A 17,591-nucleotide genomic window follows, 5' to 3' on the forward strand; every position below is an offset into this window, starting at 1 on the left:
CCCGGCGGGACGTCCCGCCGGGGCGACGGCCGGGCTCAGCTCACGTCCCGGCCTGCCCGCTCGGTGGAGATCCCTGCGGGCAGGCCGGTCACGACGACCTCACCCTGCGGGTCGACGGCCGCGCCCACCTCGGCCCCGGCGATCCGCAGCCCTCGTACCGAGACCGGTCCCAGCGGAGCGCCCGCGAGCGGCCGCAGCAGTACCCGGCCGGCGGGCACGTCGGGATAGAGGCCGAGCGCCGCGTGCACGAGGGTCACCGCGGCGGCGGCCGACCACGCCTGCGGGCGGCAGGCGGCCGGATAGGCCACCGGACGCCCGAGCGCCGCCCGATCGTCGCCGCCGAACAGCTCCGGCAGCCGGTAGCCGAACGTCTCTCCGGCCGCGAGCAGCCCCTCCGCGAGGGTCGCCGCGTGTTCGGCGAACCCGGCGCGGGCCAGTCCGGCGACCACGATCGCCGTGTCGTGCGCCCAGATCGACCCGCAGTGGTAGGACAGCGGGCTGAAGCCGCCGGCGTCCGCCGACATCGTCCGCAGGCCGAAGCCACCGGCCATCTCCGGGGAGACGAGGAGGTCGGCGATCCCGGCCTCCTCGGCCCCGGTGAGCAGGCCGGTGCCGAGCAGGTGGCCGATGTTGCTGGTCAGCGCGTCGACCGGGCGCTTGTCCCGGTCCAGTGCCAGTGCGGGGAAGCTGCCCCGTGGCCCCTCCACCCAGAACCGGGCCCGGAAGCGCTCGGCCAGCGCCGCGGCGTGCTCGCGCCAGCGGGCGGCTCCCGGGCGGCCGAACGCCTCCAGCAGGTCGGCGCCCTGCCGGGCCGCCTGGTGGGCGTAGCCCTGCACCTCGACCAGGGCGATCGGTGGCTGGGCCTGGCGTCCGTCATGGAAGCGCAGCGCGTCGCCGGAGTCCTTCCAGCCCTGGTTGGCCAGACCCCGGCCGCTGGTGTCGACGTACTCGATGAAACCGTCCCCGTCGGGGTCGGCGTGCCCGCCGAGCCAGCCGAGGGCGGCCTCCAGGTGGGGCAGCAGCGCGGCGATCTCCGCGGCGGGGGCACCCCAGCGCCAGGCGTCGTGCAGCAGGCTGATCCACAGCGGCGTGGCGTCGATCGTGCCGTAGTAGGCGGCGGGCAGGTGCAGTCCGTTGCCCTCGACCGCGAACTCGTGCCGGCGCAGCTCGTGCATGATCTTCCCGGGGGCTTCGCCGGAACCGGGGTCGATCTTGGTTCCCTGCCTGCGGGCCAGCACCCGGAGGGTGCCCATGGCCAGCTCCGTACCGAGTGGCAGCAGCATCCGGGCGGCCCAGATGCCGTCACGCCCGAAGAGGGTGAGGAACCAGGGCACTCCCGCGCCGAGGAAGGCGTCGCCGGGGGCGGCGGTCTCGGCCAGCCGCAGCGAGCGCAGGTCGTCCATGGACTGCTCGAAGAGCCTGCTCAGCCGGTGGTCGGCGGCGACGACCCGGGGCGCCCCCTCCCCCACCGCCCACTCGGCGGGGCGATCGGGCGCGGTCACCACGGCCTGGGGGTCGCGCACCTCGACCCTCCAGGACAGGGTGATCCGGCCGCGGGGCGCCAGCTCGACCGGCCAGCGCAGGAAACCCGTGCGCGCGTACCCGGCGGACTCGGCCCGCGCGCCCGTACCGGTCACCACGACCCGGACGCCGCCGGAGTTCCAGGAGATCTCACCGGGCGCGGTGCACTCGGCCGCGGCCTCCGCGGTGTCACCGCCGGACTTCACCACCTCGATGGGGGCGAAGTCGCAGCCCAGCTCCAGGCTCACGACGGCGGCGACGGGGACGGTGGCACTGGAGACGATCTCGACACGTTCCTCCATGCCCCCCGGTACGACCTGCCGGAATCGCTCGATCCGTACAGTGGGATCGGGAACGGGATCACCCAGCCATCGGGCCAGCGTGACGAACCTGGTGGCGCCCACCCCCTGGGGGGCATGGCCGACGGCCTCGGGCTCCCGGCCGTCGATCGTCAGGGTGGCCTGCGACAGGGCGCGGGAGTCCGCGTGGAACACGCCCTGGACACCGGCCGGGCGGATCTGCCCGTCGCCGCCGCTCAGCGCGACGGTCGGCGCCAGCACGGTGCTGACGAGGTCGTGCAGCAGGGGCTGGAGGCGGTAGGCCGCGGTGGAATCGGCCACCGTGACCGCCTGGGGGGTAGGGGATGAGGCGTCGTCGAACACGACTGACTCCCTGAGATCGTGTCGAGCCGGTGACGTCTTGACAGACGACGGCCGGTGGGTGCACATTGCGAAACACTCTCTTTACTTGAACGATCCAACCATTACACTCCGTTTACTTGAACGATCCAATCATGCCTCATCCCCTCTTGAACGTTCAAACCCTCAGAAAGGTGCATATGGCTACAAAGGTGACGATTACCGATGTCGCACGCCGTGCCGGGGTATCGCGCCAGACGGTGTCGAACGTGCTCAACAGCCCCGAACTGGTCCGCGAGGAGACCCGCGACCGGGTGCGGGAGGCCATCGAGGCGCTCGGCTACCGGGCCAGCCAGGCCGCACGGCAGATGCGGACCGGCCGCTCGCGGCTGATCGCCACGCGCATCGAGCCGGACCGGGACGGGATCAACGGCTCGGTCCTGGACCGGTTCCTGCACGGGCTGACCGCCTCGGCGGCCCGAGCCGGATACCGGATCCTGCTCTACGCGGCGGGCGACGAGCGATCGGAGATCGACACCTTCGACGACCTGGTCGGAAGTCACGAGCCGGACGCCTTCGTGCTCACCAGCACCTACCACGGCGACGGCCGCCCCGCGTGGCTGCGCGAGCGGCGGCTGCCGTTCGTCACGTTCGGGCGGCCATGGGGAAACGCGGGAAACGCGGGTGGTGCTTCCGGCGGGGAGGCGGCCGGCGATCCGGAGCACCCCTGGGTCGACGTGGACGGGGCGGCCGGCACCGCGGCGGCCACCCGTCACCTGCTCGACGCGGGTCACCGGCGGATCGGGTTCCTCGGCTGGCCGCCCGGCTCCGGCGTGGGCGACGACCGCAGGTCCGGCTGGACCAGGGCCCTCGCCGGCGCCGGGATCGACCCGGCCGGCCTGGACCAGGCCACGGACGACGGGGTGGCCGACGGCGAGAAGGCGGCCCGCGACCTGCTGCGCGCCGAGCAGCCGATCACCGCGCTGGTCTGCGCCAGCGACTCGCTCGCCCTGGGCGCGCTGCACGCCGTCCGCTCCCTCACCGCCTCGGGACAGCTGACCGCCTCGGGACGGCTGACGGCCGAGGGACGTCTCACGGTCGCGGGACAGGCCGGTGGCGAGGAGGGCCTCCCGGTCCGCGTGATCGGTTTCGACGACACGCCGGTGGCGAAGGCGGTGGGGCTCAGCAGCGTCAGCCAGCCGCTGGCCGAGGCCGCGGCCGGCTGCGTCGGCCTGCTCACCCGGTTGTTCGACCCGCCCTCCCCCGACGACCCCGAGGCCGGTGGGCCCCGCACGCACGTACTGCTCCAGCCGTCTCTGGTCCTCCGGCAGTCGTCATGACCGCGTGACCACCCGGCTCTCCTTCAGATCACCCCCCAGGAAGATTGGAAAGGCACGATGAAACAGCCGATCAAGCAGCACAACCTCCGTACCGCGGCACTCGCCGCGCTCGCCGTGGGCACCCTGGCGACCTCGGCCGCCTGCGGCAGCGGTTTCGACGACTCCGCCGACCAGAGCAGCGCCCCGCAGAGCAGCGGGCCCGCCAGCCTGCAGGTGCTCATCGGCTCCTCCGGCGACGCGGAGACGAACGCGCTGCGCGCGGCCGCCCAGACGTGGTCGGCGTCCTCGGGCAGCACCGCGACGATCACCCCCGCCCAGGACCTGACCCAGCAGCTCGGCCAGGCCTTCGCCGGGAGCAACCCGCCGGACGTGTTCTACGTCGACGCCGCGCGCTTCGCCGACTACGCGAGCGTCGGGGCGCTGGAGCCGTACGCGGACAAGATCTCCGACTCCGCCGACTTCTACCCCGGCCTGCGCGAGACGTTCACCTACAACGGCACCTTGTACTGCGCGCCCAAGGACTTCTCCACGCTGGCGCTGATCGTCAACGACGACCTGTGGAAGAAGGCCGGGCTCACCGACGCCGACGTGCCGACCAGCTGGGAGCAGCTCACCGCGGTCTCCAGGAAGCTCAAGGACAAGCAGCCGGACGTCACCCCGCTGGTCATCGGCGACACCCGCGACCGGGTCGGCGCGTTCATGGTGGAGGCCGGCGGCTGGATCGTCAGCCCCGACGGCAAGCAGGCGATCGCCGACAGCCCGGAGAACGCCGCGGGCCTGAGCTACGTGCAGGGCCTGCTGAAGGACGGGCTCGCCCGGTTCCCCAAGCAGGTGGACGCGGGCTGGGGCGGTGAGGCGTTCGGCAAGGCCAAGGCCGTGATGACCATCGAGGGCAACTGGATCAAGGGCGCGATGAAGGCCGACTACCCGGACGTCAAGTACAGCGCCCACGAGCTGCCGGCCGGCCCCAAGGGCAAGGGCACCCTGTCCTTCACCACCTGCTGGGGCATCGCGGCCAAGAGCAAGCACAAGGAGCAGGCGATCGCCTTCGTCGAGGCGATGACCAAGGCCGACCAGCAGATGGCCTTCGCCAAGGCGTTCGGCGTGATGCCCTCGCGCCAGTCGGCCAAGGACGCCTTCGTCCAGGCCTTCCCCGAGGACGCCCCGTTCGTCGACGGCGCCGAGTACGCCCAGGGGCCGGTCAACGCCCCCAAGATGGACAGCGTGCTGGCCGACTTCGACACCTCCATCCAGCAGCTGCCCGCGGGCGACCCCGAGAAGATCCTGGCGAATCTGCAGAAGAACACCAAGGCCGCGCTCGGCAACTGAGTCAGACCGGTGCGCGGTCCCGGCCCGCCCCGGGCCAGGACCGCGCACCGGATGTAAGGGAGACTGACGTGGCCGAGACAACGACCACCACGCGGCGGCCCGCGCGCCGCCTTGGCGACAGGACCAGGGAGAACATCGCGGGCTGGCTCTTCGTGGCGCCGGTAGTGGTGATCCTCACCCTGTTCATGCTGCTGCCGATCCTGATGGCACTGTGGGTGAGTTTCACCGACTGGAACGGCCAGGGCAGCCCGTTCCGCGCGCAGGTGCCGTTCGTCGGCGTGGACAACTACACCGCCCTGTTCACCCAGGACGACCTGGGCCGCCTGAACTTCATGACGAGCCTGCGCAACAACTTCTACTATGTGCTGATCGTGGTGCCCGCCCAGACGATCCTGGCGCTCGGCCTGGCGCTGATCGTCAACCGTCGGCTCCTCAAGGGCAAGACCTTCTTCCGCACCGCGTTCTTCTTCCCGTCGGTGACCAGCTCGGTGGCGATCAGCGTCCTGTTCCTGTTCATCTTCAGCAACTCCGGCGCGGTCAACAGGCTGCTCGCGCTCGTCGGCGTCGACGGGCCCCCGTGGTTCTCGGACGCGCGGGGCGTGCTGCACCTGCTACTGGGCTCCGTCGGCCTGGTCGATCCCGAGGCGCCCCCCGAGGCGCTGACCGGCGGCGGCCCGTTCGGGCTGTCGTGGTGGGACTGGCTGTCCGGCCCCAGCGTGGCCATGTGCACGATCATCATCCTGGTCGTCTGGACCACCTCGGGAACGTTCATGCTGATGTTCCTCGCCGCGCTCCAGGACATCCCGGTGACCCTGGAGGAGGCGAGCATGCTGGACGGCGCCACCCTCCGCCAGCGCCTGCGTTACGTGACGCTGCCGATGCTCAAGCCCACCCTGTTCCTCGTGCTGACCCTCGGCCTGATCGCCACCTGGCAGGTCTTCGACCAGGTGTACGTGATGAGTCAGGGCAAGCCCGCGAAAACCACCCTGACCCCGGCCTTCCTGTCGTACCAGACGGCCTTCAAGGAGCTGGACTACGGCTCCGGCGCGGCCATCTCGTTCATCCTGTTCGTGCTCATCGTGGTGCTGGCGGCGTTCCAGCGATGGGTCATGCGCGACAAGGACGGCGGGAACGCGAAACGCCGCACGCCGCGCCAGAGGAGGGCATGATGTCCGCGGCCAAGAACCGCCTCGTCCCCGTCCGCCCGGAGCGGCCGGGCGGGATCCGCTCGCTGGTCTCCACCTTCGGCGGGTACGCCGTCCTGGTCTTCTTCTCGCTGGTCTTCCTCTACCCGTTCGTCATCCAGGTCGCCAACTCGTTCAAGACCGCGCCCGACGCCTCGGCCAGCCCGCTCTCGCCGATCCCCGACCCGGTGACGCTGGCCGGCTTCGAGCGCGTGTTCGCCGACACCGGCATGCCGCTGTGGCTGGGCAACTCGGTGCTGGTGACCGTCGTCATCACCGTCGGCCGGGTGTTCCTCGACTCCCTGGCCGGGTACGCGCTCGCCCGGCTGCGCTTCCGCGGGCGCCAGGCGCTCTTCTCGGCGATCGTCGCGATCATCGCGGTTCCGGGGGTGGTGCTGTTCATCCCGAAGTTCCTCGTGCTGAACCAGTTCGGCATCTACGACAGCTACACCGCGCTGATCCTGCCGGTGATCGCGGACGCGGCCGGCGTGTTCATCATGAAGCAGTTCTTCGAGTCGATCCCGGTGAGCGTGGAGGAGGCCGCGCGGATCGACGGGGCCGGCCGTTTCCGCATCTTCTGGTCGGTGGTGCTGCCGATGGGGCGCCCCGCCGTCATCACCCTGACGATCATCTCCTTCCAGAGCAGCTGGAACGAGTTCCCGCACACCCTGGTGGCCGTCCAGGATCCCAGCCTCTTCACGCTGCCGCGCGGCCTGGCCGACCTGGTCAGCGGCTCCCTCGGGGTCGGCACCCAGTATCCGCTCAAACTCGGCGCGGCGGTGCTGGCCACCGTCCCGGTCGCGATCATCTTCGTGATCTTCCAGCGTTACTTCATCCGCGGCGCCAGCGAGGGGGCCGACAAGGGGTAGTCCCCCCCCCCGCGCTTGACCGGCCGGGACAGGGTAGAGGTGAGAGATGCTTATCTTCGGTTTGCGCACGGTGGTCCACCGGCTCGGGGTGCTGACCCTGGTCTGCCGCAACTGCGGCAACGCGGCGGCGCAGGTGCTCTCGCGGCGGGTCACCAAGTTCAGCCTGTTCTTCGTCCCGCTGTTCCCGGTGCGGACGAGGTACGGGATGCAGTGCACCTTCTGCGCGGCCTCGTACGACATCCCCAAGGAGGAGGCGGAGCGGCCGGCGGTCCGCTGACCACCGCGTCCGGCGTGGCCACGTGGCCGGTGCGCGGCGGAGAGTCCCGGCACCGCCTCGCTCCCGGAGACCGAACCCCGCGGTCACCACGCGGGCACGCCCTGAGCAGCCGCCCCGCCAAGAACACACAGCGATACATCAGACCAAAGAAGGGAATTATCGCCAACAAGAAAAGAAGTGTTAATTATTTACATTTATAGTGATTCTGCTTTACGGTGCCGAATCAGCTGCCGTCTGGACGGGGCCCGTACGCCGCACGCGGATGCCGTGGGCGTCGGCGCGCTGGAGGCCGCCGGCGTCCACATTGGAGATCGGGATCAGGCCCTTGACCACGCCCTTCTTACCGTTTCCGGTCAGCTTGACGATCAGCATTCCCGGGTCGGTTCCGTGGGAGGAGTGCGGGTCGCCGGAGAGCGGGATCGGCCCTCGCGTCGAGGCGAAGGCCCAGTCGTGGTCGGGCGAGACGGCGAAGAGGTCGACCGTCGGGTCCGCGCTGAACCGGGAGACGAGGTCGACGGTGCCGACATGGGCGCCGGTCGCCCCGTCGAAGACCTCGGCGACATTGGCGGCGCGGTCACCGGCCCAGACGTAGCGCTCCTCGTCGGAGGCGAGGACGCCGTGCGCGTCGCGGTCGGGCGAGTCGTCGTTGAAGAGCGACTGGACCGCCGGGGTGTTCGGCGGGTTGGCCGGTGAGTAACCGCTCATCGGCAGCCGGAAGACGCTGAACTGGTCGAGGTGGTCGGGCGTGCCACCGCCTCCGTTCCCGAAGACCTTCCCCTTGGCCTCGATGAACCCGCAGCCGTTCGCGGGGATCCTGCTCGCGTCGTACTCTCCCACGATCGACATCGGCGTCGTGCGCCAGTCGACCACGAGCATCCCGCCGCCCCGGAGACTGACGAAGACCGGGCCGTTGTCCGAGGCGATGAACGGGCAGATCGGCGCGTTGTCCGGGCGGAGCCGGGGTGCCTGGCACGGTATCCCGTTCGGGGTGGTGCATCCGGCCAGGTCGATCGTCGCGGCCGGCTGCTGGACGAAGGTGCCGGACGCGTAGTCGGTGCTGATGCGCTCCAGCTTCTTGCCGTTCTGGTTGGAGACGACGAGGTACTTGTCGTCCTCGGTGGGCCAGAGGGCATGGGCCTGCCGGACCCCTCCCGCTCCGGCCTCGGTGAGGAAGCAGGCGAGCGGCTGCCGGGCGGCGGCGTCGAAGACGACCACGTGACCACTGGCGACGAAGGCGAGCGCGGCGTGGGTGTCGGCCTTGTTGAAAACAATCATGTGGGGACGTACGGGGACGCTGCCGGTGCTCGCCAGGCAGAGGGACGAGGTCGCACCACTCAGGTCTATGACGTGGACGGGCCGCGCGGCCGACAGCCGGTGGGTGACCTCAGCGCCGGAGTACACGTTGACCGCGCCGCCGTAGGAGAGCCCGTCGGTGTTGGACTGGTCGACCAGCCACACCTCGTACGACTTCCCCGCCGGCGCCTGGGGCGGCGCGGCCGCTCCCAGGACGAACAGCACCAGCACCGCGACGATCGCGACCCGCCACTTCCCCATACGCCCTCCAAGGTCGTTCCAGCCGGAACATCTCCATATCCCTTCCGACCACGCTGCTTTCTACTTTCAATCCCAGAACGCCACAAGTCCAGAAATTGCTTGAACTAAAGGAAAACAGGCGAAAAAACCTCATATTGCAGATATTTGCCACAATTCCGGCAACAAACGACACCCGCCGACTATCGGGAATTGCATATACAGATATTTCGGTATATAGCCAGTGGTCTGGCGGCACCTCACGCGACGTCCCCCGGATCTGGCGGCCGATATATTGGCGGTCATGAACTCGCTGGTCCGACGCCCTCTGGGCCAGACCGGTCTGACCGTGACACCTGTCGGTCTCGGCCTGGCCGCACTCGGCCGTCCCGCCTACATCACACTCGGCCGCGCCGAGGACCTCGGCGACGACCGCGACATCGCCGTGATGCGGTCACGCACCTGGGCCGTACTCGACGCCGCCTGGGCGGCGGGGGTGCGCTACCTCGACACGGCGCGCTCCTACGGGCGGGCGGAGGAGTTCCTGGCCGGCTGGCTGCGCGAGCGCGGGATCGCCCCGGGAGCGGTCACGATCGGTTCGAAGTGGGGATACGCCTACGTCGGCGACTGGCGTCTGGACGCCGAGCGGCACGAGGTGAAGGAACTCACCGCCGACCGGCTGCGCGTCCAGTTGGAGCAGACACGCGCGCTGCTAGGCGAGCACCTGTCGCTCTACCAGATCCACTCGGCGACCGTGGAGAGCGGCGTGCTCGACGACGAGGACGTGCTCGACCGGCTGCGCGCGCTGCGGGCCGAGGGAGTGGCGATCGGTCTGTCGACGAGCGGGCCGCGTCAGGCGGACACGATCGACCGGGCGATCGGAGCCGGGCTGTTCGACACGGTGCAGTCGACGTGGAACCTGCTGGAGCGCTCGGCCGGTGAGGCACTCGCGCGGGCGCACGAGGCGGGGCTGGGCGTGATCGTCAAGGAGGGCGTGGCGAACGGCCGGCTGACCGCCCAGGCGGCGCCCGCCGCACTCCTGGCCGCCGCGCGCGAGCGGGACACCACACCGGACGCGCTCGCACTGGCCGCCGTACTGGCACGGCCGTGGGCCGGGGTGGTGCTGAGCGGCGCGGTCTCGGCCGGGCAACTGCGTGACAACCTCGGCGCGGTCGAGACCGGCTGGGACCATGAGCTCGACGAGCGGCTCGCCGGACTGGCGGAAACCCCGGAGAGCTACTGGTCCGAGCGCGGCGCGCTTCCCTGGAGCTGAGTCCGCCGACGCCGGGAGCCTCCTGCCCACCTTCGCCGGCAGTACCCGACGACCGGCGACACACCGGCCCTCTTACCGGGGAACGGCCCCCTGCCGCGCTTTACGAGCCACCGAACCACACGGATCCCGGCGTCACCGGGAAGGCGGCGCCGATCAGGAGCGTACCGATGACGATCGTGAGGGCATAGGCCTCGAGCGGGACGAGGTCGCGTTCGCCGTAGTGGGCGCGGCTGCCCGCGAAGAGGGTGAGAAAGCATTTCATCACCGTCATCCCGTTGACGCCGACGACACCGAGCAGCACGGGCCAGGCCGGCGGGAAACCGGTGACCGAGCCGTGGACCAGCAGGTGATCACCGGCGAATCCGAGGGACGGCGGGAAACCGACGCCCGCGAGGCCGCACAGCAGGAACGCGACGGCCAGGCGCGGGGTCCTGGCAAAGTTCCCACCGGGGGTCGCCAGTGACAGCGCTCCCCGCCGAGCCTCCAGCGCGGCGAGGGACATCGCGAATCCCGGCAGGGCCAGGGCCGACGCCTGCCAGGTCAGCAGCGCCCCGGACACCGCGATCGGTGAGTCGCCGCCGAGCCCGAACACGACCAGCCCGCCCTGGCTCATCATGAGGAAGGCCAGCGCCCGCCTCGCCCTGTCCTGCACCACCGCGAGCACCGCGGCCGCGACGGCGGTCAGGACACCGAGCGAGGCGACCTCCTGCGCGGGGAACGCGGAGAGCAGGTCGAGCCGGGTGAGCATGCCGAGCGGTGCGATGCCGAACGCGACCACCACCCCCATCGGAGCCCGCTCGACAAACCTGGGGTACCAGCCGTGCGCGGGCACCAGGGCGAGCCTGATCACGAGCGCGAGGGCGACGAGTACCGCCCCCGTCTCCTTGTGGCCGGTCGCCGCCAGCGCGGTGCCCGCGCCGAGGAGCAGCACGCCGGGCACGTGGTAGGCGGCGAACAGGCGGGCGAGCCCGTCGTCGCGCCGGCGCAGTTCGGCCCAGACCAGCCAGGCCGAGAGCGCCCACAGCGCGACCGTCGCCCCGCCCTGCCCCACGGCCCCGAACCCCGACGAGGCGGCCAGCAGGCGCAGTATCCGGGCCAGGGTCGCCGGCGGGTGTTCGGCGAGCGGGCTCATCGCGACCACCAGCAGGCCGGCCAGGCAGGTCAGGATGCCCGCGAACCTGGCGGCACCGTCCGGCACGACCGCCACGAGCAGGCCCCACAGGTGATCTCCGGTGAGCGGGGCGAGCAGGGGCGGCACGGCGGACAGCGTCGCGACAAAGGCGGCGGCGGTGGCGCAGACCACCGCGACGTGGCGCGCGCGCCGCCGGTCAACGGTCCTGGCGACGGCGCAGGACGCGGCCAGGAGAACGGCCGCCACCAGCAGCGGAACCAGTGCGATCATGACTTCCGCTCCCCTCGGCCACAGCTCAGCCACCGCGCCCAGCGATCGTCCAGCGAGTCGGCCCGCCGGACCAGTCGCACGAACCCGCCCACCGCGTAGTCCCGCAGCCAGGCGTCGAAGTAGCCTCTTTCCAGCGCGTACCGGTACAGCCATGCCTGCACCGCCCGGGGAATCAGACGCTCCAGGTGCTTTCCGGTACGCGGTAGCGGCCCGTTCGTCATCCGCTCCAGGTGGTGATGGTCGTGGATCAGGCTGGGCGAGCGCAGGATCTGGGCGCTGCGCGACACGGCGTGCGCGACCAGGTGTGCCAGCGCGAGGTAGCGCAGTCCCAGCCCGACCTCGACCATGATCATTCCGATCTGGGTCATCGAGGCGTAGGCCAGCGCGCTCTTGATGTCCGTCTGGACACGTCCGGACAGGGTGACGTGGACGGCGGTCAGCGCGCCGACGGCGACCACCGCGATCCGCGCCGCCGTCGCCCCCGCCCACACGGACTCGGTGCGCAGCAGCAGGTACGGGCCCATGCTGACGGAGACCGCTCCGTAGCAGATGGCGCTCGACGGCGTCGGCCCCTCCATCGCGCGGGGCAGCCATCCCCCGAGGGGCACCTGCGCGGCCTTCCCCATCGCCGCCCACAGCAGCAGGATCCCGATCAGGGCCGCGTCCTGAGTGGTCGCGGGCGCCTCGAAACCCGCCCACCCTCCGTCGCGCAGGACGCCGGTGACCGTGGACACGCCGGTGGTGTGGTGCAGCCACACGACGGCGGCCGGCAGCCCCACATCGCACGCCCGGTAGGTCAGGAACGCACGCAGGGCGTGTTCCACCGGCCTTTTCCGCTCGTGGAAGAAGGCGATCAGCAGCGCCGAGGCCAGCCCCGCGAGTTCCCAGCCCGCGAAGGCGAGCTCAAGCGCGCCCGACAGGGCGACGGTCTCGACGCCGACCCCGAACAGGGCGAGGAGCAGGTAGAACCGCAGGTATCCCGGCTCCCTGTGCAGGTACCGCTGCGAGAAGACACCGATGAGACCCACCAGGAGCGCCGTGAGGGCGGCGAAGGGAAGCGAGAGCCGGTCACCCACGAGCAGCAGGTGGAACCCGTACTCTCCGCCGCCGAACCAGGCGCCCGCCGGCATCGTCACCGGCACCGTCAGGGCACGGTCGCCGCGCGTCACGGTGACGGCGAGCACGAGCGCTGACACCGCCGCGAGCCCGAAGGCCACGGTGACGATCGTTGAGACGGTCCGCTCAGCGCGTACCCGGCCCCACCAGGCGAGTGCGGCCAGGAGCAGGAACGCGCCGAGGGGCAGCCCGGCGATCGCGATCAGCAGACACCGGTGTATCTCGAGGCTCACCGCGGCTCCCGGGTCCACTGCCCGTGACCCGCCGGCTCGTGCCCGACGACAGGGACACCGATCGGGTCGAACACGTCGCAGGCCCCGGGGGGTTCCGCCTCGAAGGCGGCCATCGCGTGGGCGCAGCCCAGATGGCCGCGCTCGCCCGCGTAGAACCGCGCGGAGCGGTCCACCACGGGGAACACGGTGGTCTCCGGGATGTGGGGCACGAAGACGCCGTGGCGGAACACGCGCATCGCGCCGGAGTCCGGGCTCCACGCCACGAGCCGGATCCAGCCGTTCACGACGAGCCGGTTCAGGCCGGGATGGGCGCGCAGGATCGCCGCCAGGCGCTCCGGATCGGCCTCGACGACCAGCAGCAGGCGTACCGGCTCGTGAATCTCGACCATCTGCCAGGGAAGCCCGGTCCGCAGATCCGAGGCGTGCCCGTCCATCACGCCGAGCAGGCCCGTGATGTTGTGCGGAAGCTTCGTCCCGCAGCCGTAGCCGACCGGGTCGACGTGGCTGAAGTAGTACTCCAGGTTGATGCCGGCGCAGACCGGCCCCGCCGCGAGGAGCAGGCCCGCCAGGAGTTCCCCCGAGGGATCACCGTCCGGGTCGTAGGAGACGAGGAAGGCCCGCCGGTCGAGGAAGAGCCCGCGGGTCCGCGAGCGCCGCCCCACCACGCACACCGCGTTCGTGGCGTGCCCGTACTCGGGCCGGGGTTGCCCGAGGTCCACGGCGCGGGTCCCGACGTGGACCGGCGCGTCACCGGGCGAGAGGTCCGCGGGCGCGGACTCGAAACGGCGGGACCGCTCGTGCGCGGCCAGGACGCACGCGGCGGCCACGGCCTGCTGAGCCCTGCCGACCTCCGCGCGGCACCGCTCGGGCACCAGGTCCTCGTCGTAGTAGGTCATCGAGTCGTCGCAGGTGTCGTGGTACGCGCCCACGAACCAGGTGCCCTCCGGCAGGTGGATCCCCCGATCGCGGAGGTTCGCGCGTACCCCCGGGTGGTTGGCCATCGCGGCGAACGCGCGCGCGTTCGGACCGCCACGCCCGCCCCCGGTGGCGCCGCAGTCGTGCGCGGACTCGTGCGGGTTGTTGAGGCTGGACGAGCCGTGCCCGACGACCAGCACCACGGGGCACAGAGCCCGGCCGAGTCCGGTGGTCCGCAGGACCGCCGACACCACGTCGGCCATCTCCGATACGGAGTAACCCCTGAGCGGGCCGTCACCGCTCGCGCCCGTGAGGACCCGTTCGACGGCCAGCCGGGTGACGGGCCCGGCAGCCGCGCCGGCCCCGAGCCGCCGGGACCAGCTGCGGGACAGGCGAGGGAGCAGACAGTGGCCGAACAGGCCGAACAGGTGGGCGAGTCCACCCACCAGCGCGAGCGCGCCACCGCGCACCAGAGTCCTGTTCCCCACCGCGACCAGCCGCCCCCAGGCGCCCCGGCGACGGCGTGAGCTCTCGCGCCGAGGGGGCCACGTCCCGCCGACCGGCTCCTCCACGACCAGATGCCGGGGCGTGACACCGACCGGGCAGAGAGGGCGCGGACGCACGTCCTGCAGCCCCCGGTAGATCATGGCGACTCCGAAGAAACCGGCGTAGCCGAAGGTCTCGGCCCGCGGGAAGTGCTCCTCCAGGTGCCGTCGCAGCGACTCCTCCCGCTCGTCTATGCAGAACACGGCCTGGAACACGGGACGGGGTGACCTTCTCGTCGCGGCGAGCGCGTGGTGCGCGGCGAGCGCGTCGAGCACCCCGATCCGATGGCGCCGTTCGTAGGCGAGGTGCAGCAGGCGGCGCCGCTCGATCCCGTCGAAGGACCTGACCTCCGCCAGCCAGGCCGCCGCATGCCCGGCGTCGGCGAACACCGCGGTGTCGACCGGCATGATCTGGGCCAGGACGAACGCCTCGTACACCAGTTCCAGGTCGGGCTCCGGAGCGAGCCGGGGAGGCCGATCGATGTCGGTGAGCGCGGCGCGACCGCCGAGACGCTCGGCCACCACGTGGCGTGCCGCGTACGCGTCGAGGGTGAGCTGCACGGCCAGGTGGTCGACCAGCCGTGCGGGACGCGCCTCGACCGGCGAGCGGTCGGGCCGGTGCTCGAACTGGCGCGTCATGCCCGCCCAGCCGCGCAGCGACAGCAGGGTGGCCTGGATCACGGCCGCCCAGTCCCGTTCGGGCACCGCCAGTTCGCCAAGGGCCCACGCGACGGTCCGCTCGGCCGTCCAGGACTCCGCCTCCTGCCGCCTCAGCTCGGGGGCCAGTCCGCGAAGGAACCGGTCGGGCGGGCCCCCGCCCCGGCCGTAAAGCCGTCGGAAGGCGCCGAGAAGGCCCCGTTCTCGTTCCGGCATCGGCCAGTAGGCGACCCCCTGGTCCAGAAACGCCGCGCAGAGCCGGATCATCAGCGGGTGGACGAGTTCGTCGGGGTCCGCTCCGGTGACGGCGAGGATCCGGTCACGCGGGCGCGGCGACGGCCGCCCGGCCTCTCTCGGGGGTGGCGCCACCCGTTTCAGCCGGTTCCAGAGTCGTTCGAGCAGTTGCTCCACCGGTGCCCGCGCGCCCGATCCGGGCATCGCCGGCCCGCGCCGGTCTCGCCGGGCCTGTCGTAGCAGCTCTGCGCGGCGCCGCTCGCCGATGTGGGCGGTGAACCGGGACAGCTGGGGCGTCTCGTGGAGCAGCCGGCGCAGCGCGGGGCCCCTGGGGACGTCGAGCAGGTGCCGGAGCCGTAGGGCGTGGAACTCGCGGCGTGTCGGGCCGCCCGGCACGATCGGGATGTCGCCGCCGGTCACCGGCCCGACGACCGCGTCGAGGTCTCCGCACTGGATCCGCCCCGAACCCAGGTGGCCGTGGAAGGCCGCCTCGCTCTGGAAGGGTTCGGTGCCGAACAGCCGCGCCGCGCGGACGACGGCCTTCTCGAAGGGCAGGTGTTCGAAGGCGTGCAGGGTGTTGTGGTGGACGAACGTCTGCAACGGCGCCTGCCCGGGCAGCAGGCTCGCCGCTCGTGCCACCATGTCCGCCACGGCGACACGTCGGTCCTCCCCGACCGGGTACATGACCATACCGATGTGGTTCATGCCCGCCTCCTGCGCCTGGTGGCATGCGGATGGGACGAGACGGGCCACAGCCGGTCGAGCCCTCGGAAGGTGAGGGTGGCCGCGGGCCACTCCCTGGACATCGCGTCGGTTCCGGCCAGGAAGGTGTGGTCGACCACCGCGGCGTCCTTGAGATCGATGACGATCTCGGTGATGTCCTCACCGTCGCCGCCGGCGCGCCTCACCGTACGCCGCAGGGGCAGCAGAGCCGTGAAGATGGCGGCGCCGGGAATGCTGACGTGCAGCACCTGACCGGTACGGACGGCCTGCGCGCGAGGGTGGAAGAAGGCGGGGACGGGCACCCCGCGCAGCAGGTGCAGGACGAACTTCGCGGCGAGCCCGGCCGCGACGCCGACGAGCAGGTCGGTGGCGAGCGTGACGAGCATTGTGATCAGGAACAGGGCCAGCTGGTCGAGGCCGACCCTCCTGGCGTGGCGGAACTCGCGGGGCGCGGCGAGCCGGGTCCCGGTGTAGACGAGCATGGCCGCCAGGACGGCGAGGGGAATGATCTGGAGCAGGCCGGGGGCCAGGCTGACGAACAGCAGCAGGAAGGCTCCGTGGAAGAAGTTGGACCGGCGCGAGACGGCACCGGCGTCGATGTTGGCCCTGCTCCGGACGATCTCGGAGATCATCGGCAGGCCACCGACCAGGGACGACACCAAATTGCCCCCGCCGAGGGCGAGCAGGTCGCGGTTGAGGTCGGCGGGGCGCCTCCCCGGCGCCATGGAGTCGACCGCGAGCACCGTGAGAGTGGACTCGATGGTGCCGATCAGGGCGAACATCACCACGTACTTCAGCGAGGTCATCGTGAGCAGCATGGAGAAGTCGGGGAAGGCGACGGCGTCGAGCAGGGTGTCGGGGAGCCGGACGAGATACTCGGGGCCAAGGTGGTAGGTCATGGCCATGAAGCGGTAGTCGTGCGGGCTGTGCAGGTCGAACAGCAACCCGACCGGCACGGTCACGGCGAGCACGACCAGCGGGGCGGGCACGACATGGGCCCACCGGGCGCGGATCAGCGGCAGGCCGAACAGGATCGCCAGTGACACCGCGCCCAGCAGCAGGATGCGGGGGTTGGCGTGGGCGAGGCTGTGTGGAATCTCGGCGATCAGGTCGAAGGGGCGCTCGCCATGGGGTTTCACCCCCAGCATGACGTGCGTCTGCTTGGCGATGATGATGATCCCGATCGCGGCGAGCATGCCGTGCACGACCGAAGGGGACATGGCCACGCCGACGCTGGCCACCCGGCACAGGGCGAAGACGATCTGGATCAGCGCGGCGGCGACGCCGACGGCCAGCGCCCGCCGGTATCCGGCGGCGAGGTCGCCTTGGCCGAGTTCCTGGACCGCGCCCAGCGCGATCACGATGAGGCCGGCGGCCGGGCCCTTGATGGTCAGCGGGGCGCCGCCGAGCAGGCTGACCAGGACGCCCCCGATGATCGCCGTCAACACACCGGCGACCGGCGGGAACCCGCTGGCCAGCGCGATTCCCAGACAGAGCGGGAGGGCGATGAGGAAAACCAGGAAACCGGATTTCAGATCCGCTTTCGGAAACGATTTCTGGAACGTGAACCGGCGCGCGGCCGGTAAGGGGTCATGGGTCTTCGGGTCTTGCCGTTCGGGCATCAGCGTGGTCCTCACGATGGCAGGGATGATCCACTCCGGCCGCGCTCGGCCGGATGCGGTGCGTACGGAGAGCGCCTGAGAACAGGTGCTCGGTACGCACAGGTGGACCACGGGCCCCGCCCGTCTTCGGACTCGTCTGGGACGGCTTGGTGCGGTGGAGTGTGACGGCGGCGTCCCGCGCCG

General features: G+C 71.2%; 12 protein-coding genes. 6 read left to right on the forward strand and 6 right to left on the reverse strand.

Translation table 11 applies throughout. From position 1 onward, the window contains the following. Positions 1–35: 35 nt before the first annotated feature. Positions 36–2,183: an amylo-alpha-1,6-glucosidase gene (locus ABT061_RS46805; RefSeq protein ID WP_350930179.1), complete on the reverse strand. Its 2,148-nt coding sequence runs from the start codon at positions 2,181–2,183 to the stop codon at positions 36–38. A gap of 188 nt (positions 2,184–2,371) precedes the next feature. On the opposite strand from ABT061_RS46805, the gene ABT061_RS46810 reads away from it, so the two are divergent. The 5 genes from ABT061_RS46810 to ABT061_RS46830 all read left to right on the forward strand — a co-directional run bounded on the left by ABT061_RS46810 (position 2,372) and on the right by ABT061_RS46830 (position 7,158). Further along, a complete protein-coding gene (locus tag ABT061_RS46810; protein ID WP_350930180.1) occupies positions 2,372–3,499 on the forward strand; it encodes a LacI family DNA-binding transcriptional regulator in 1,128 nt (375 codons plus the stop codon). 57 nt (positions 3,500–3,556) lie between these two features. After that, on the forward strand, positions 3,557–4,828 hold the full coding sequence (locus ABT061_RS46815) for a sugar ABC transporter substrate-binding protein (protein ID WP_350930181.1): 1,272 nt from the start codon (positions 3,557–3,559) through the stop codon (positions 4,826–4,828). Positions 4,829–4,896: 68 nt separating this feature from the next. Continuing rightward, positions 4,897–5,997, forward strand: a complete 1,101-nt coding sequence (locus tag ABT061_RS46820; RefSeq protein ID WP_350930182.1) for a carbohydrate ABC transporter permease — start codon at positions 4,897–4,899, stop codon at positions 5,995–5,997. Continuing rightward, positions 5,994–6,881 carry a carbohydrate ABC transporter permease gene (locus ABT061_RS46825; RefSeq protein WP_350930183.1) on the forward strand — a complete coding sequence of 296 codons (888 nt, stop codon included), beginning with the start codon at positions 5,994–5,996 and terminating at the stop codon, positions 6,879–6,881. The genes ABT061_RS46820 and ABT061_RS46825 overlap by 4 nt, the downstream gene beginning before the upstream one ends. A gap of 46 nt (positions 6,882–6,927) precedes the next feature. Continuing rightward, on the forward strand, positions 6,928–7,158 hold the full coding sequence (locus ABT061_RS46830; protein WP_350930184.1) for a zinc-ribbon domain-containing protein: 231 nt from the start codon (positions 6,928–6,930) through the stop codon (positions 7,156–7,158). Between the two features lie 210 nt (positions 7,159–7,368). On the opposite strand, the gene ABT061_RS46835 is transcribed toward ABT061_RS46830, so the two are convergent. Beyond that, a complete protein-coding gene (locus tag ABT061_RS46835) occupies positions 7,369–8,712 on the reverse strand; it encodes a YncE family protein (RefSeq protein ID WP_350930185.1) in 1,344 nt (447 codons plus the stop codon). A 280-nt stretch (positions 8,713–8,992) separates the two neighbouring features. On the opposite strand from ABT061_RS46835, the gene ABT061_RS46840 reads away from it, so the two are divergent. Then, the gene (locus ABT061_RS46840; protein ID WP_350930186.1) at positions 8,993–9,961 is read left to right on the forward strand and encodes an aldo/keto reductase; all 969 of its coding nucleotides are present in this window, start codon (positions 8,993–8,995) and stop codon (positions 9,959–9,961) included. A gap of 100 nt (positions 9,962–10,061) precedes the next feature. Here ABT061_RS46840 and ABT061_RS46845 read toward each other — a convergent pair whose 3' ends face one another. Genes ABT061_RS46845 through ABT061_RS46860 form a run of 4 tightly spaced genes read right to left on the reverse strand, consistent with a single transcriptional unit; the run spans position 10,062 to position 17,408 of the window. Further along, on the reverse strand, positions 10,062–11,363 hold the full coding sequence (locus ABT061_RS46845; protein WP_350930187.1) for a proton-conducting transporter transmembrane domain-containing protein: 1,302 nt from the start codon (positions 11,361–11,363) through the stop codon (positions 10,062–10,064). Further along, positions 11,360–12,712, reverse strand: a complete 1,353-nt coding sequence (locus ABT061_RS46850) for a proton-conducting transporter transmembrane domain-containing protein (protein ID WP_350930188.1) — start codon at positions 12,710–12,712, stop codon at positions 11,360–11,362. The genes ABT061_RS46845 and ABT061_RS46850 overlap by 4 nt, the downstream gene beginning before the upstream one ends. Next, the gene (locus ABT061_RS46855; RefSeq protein WP_350930189.1) at positions 12,709–15,768 is read right to left on the reverse strand and encodes a putative inorganic carbon transporter subunit DabA; all 3,060 of its coding nucleotides are present in this window, start codon (positions 15,766–15,768) and stop codon (positions 12,709–12,711) included. Before ABT061_RS46855 ends, ABT061_RS46850 begins: the two co-directional genes overlap by 4 nt. After that, complete coding sequence (locus ABT061_RS46860; protein ID WP_350930190.1) at positions 15,765–17,408, reverse strand: SulP family inorganic anion transporter; 1,644 nt, start codon at positions 17,406–17,408, stop codon at positions 15,765–15,767. Before ABT061_RS46860 ends, ABT061_RS46855 begins: the two co-directional genes overlap by 4 nt. Positions 17,409–17,591 lie beyond the last annotated feature (183 nt).

Source organism: Streptosporangium sp. NPDC002544 (genome assembly GCF_040295965.1).
In the GTDB taxonomy this organism is placed as follows: domain Bacteria; phylum Actinomycetota; class Actinomycetes; order Streptosporangiales; family Streptosporangiaceae; genus Streptosporangium.

What these genes read in the sequence shown, in the direction of transcription:
- ABT061_RS46815 (WP_350930181.1), top strand. Translation starts at nt 3,557, where the DNA reads ATGAAACAGCCGATCAAGCAGCACAACCTCCGTACCGCGGCACTCGCC.
- ABT061_RS46825 (WP_350930183.1), top strand. Translation starts at nt 5,994, where the DNA reads ATGATGTCCGCGGCCAAGAACCGCCTCGTCCCCGTCCGCCCGGAGCGG.
- ABT061_RS46830 (WP_350930184.1), top strand. Translation starts at nt 6,928, where the DNA reads ATGCTTATCTTCGGTTTGCGCACGGTGGTCCACCGGCTCGGGGTGCTG.
- ABT061_RS46835 (WP_350930185.1), bottom strand. Translation starts at nt 8,712, where the DNA reads ATGGGGAAGTGGCGGGTCGCGATCGTCGCGGTGCTGGTGCTGTTCGTC.
- ABT061_RS46840 (WP_350930186.1), top strand. Translation starts at nt 8,993, where the DNA reads ATGAACTCGCTGGTCCGACGCCCTCTGGGCCAGACCGGTCTGACCGTG.
- ABT061_RS46845 (WP_350930187.1), bottom strand. Translation starts at nt 11,363, where the DNA reads ATGATCGCACTGGTTCCGCTGCTGGTGGCGGCCGTTCTCCTGGCCGCG.
- ABT061_RS46855 (WP_350930189.1), bottom strand. Translation starts at nt 15,768, where the DNA reads ATGAACCACATCGGTATGGTCATGTACCCGGTCGGGGAGGACCGACGT.
- ABT061_RS46860 (WP_350930190.1), bottom strand. Translation starts at nt 17,408, where the DNA reads ATGCCCGAACGGCAAGACCCGAAGACCCATGACCCCTTACCGGCCGCG.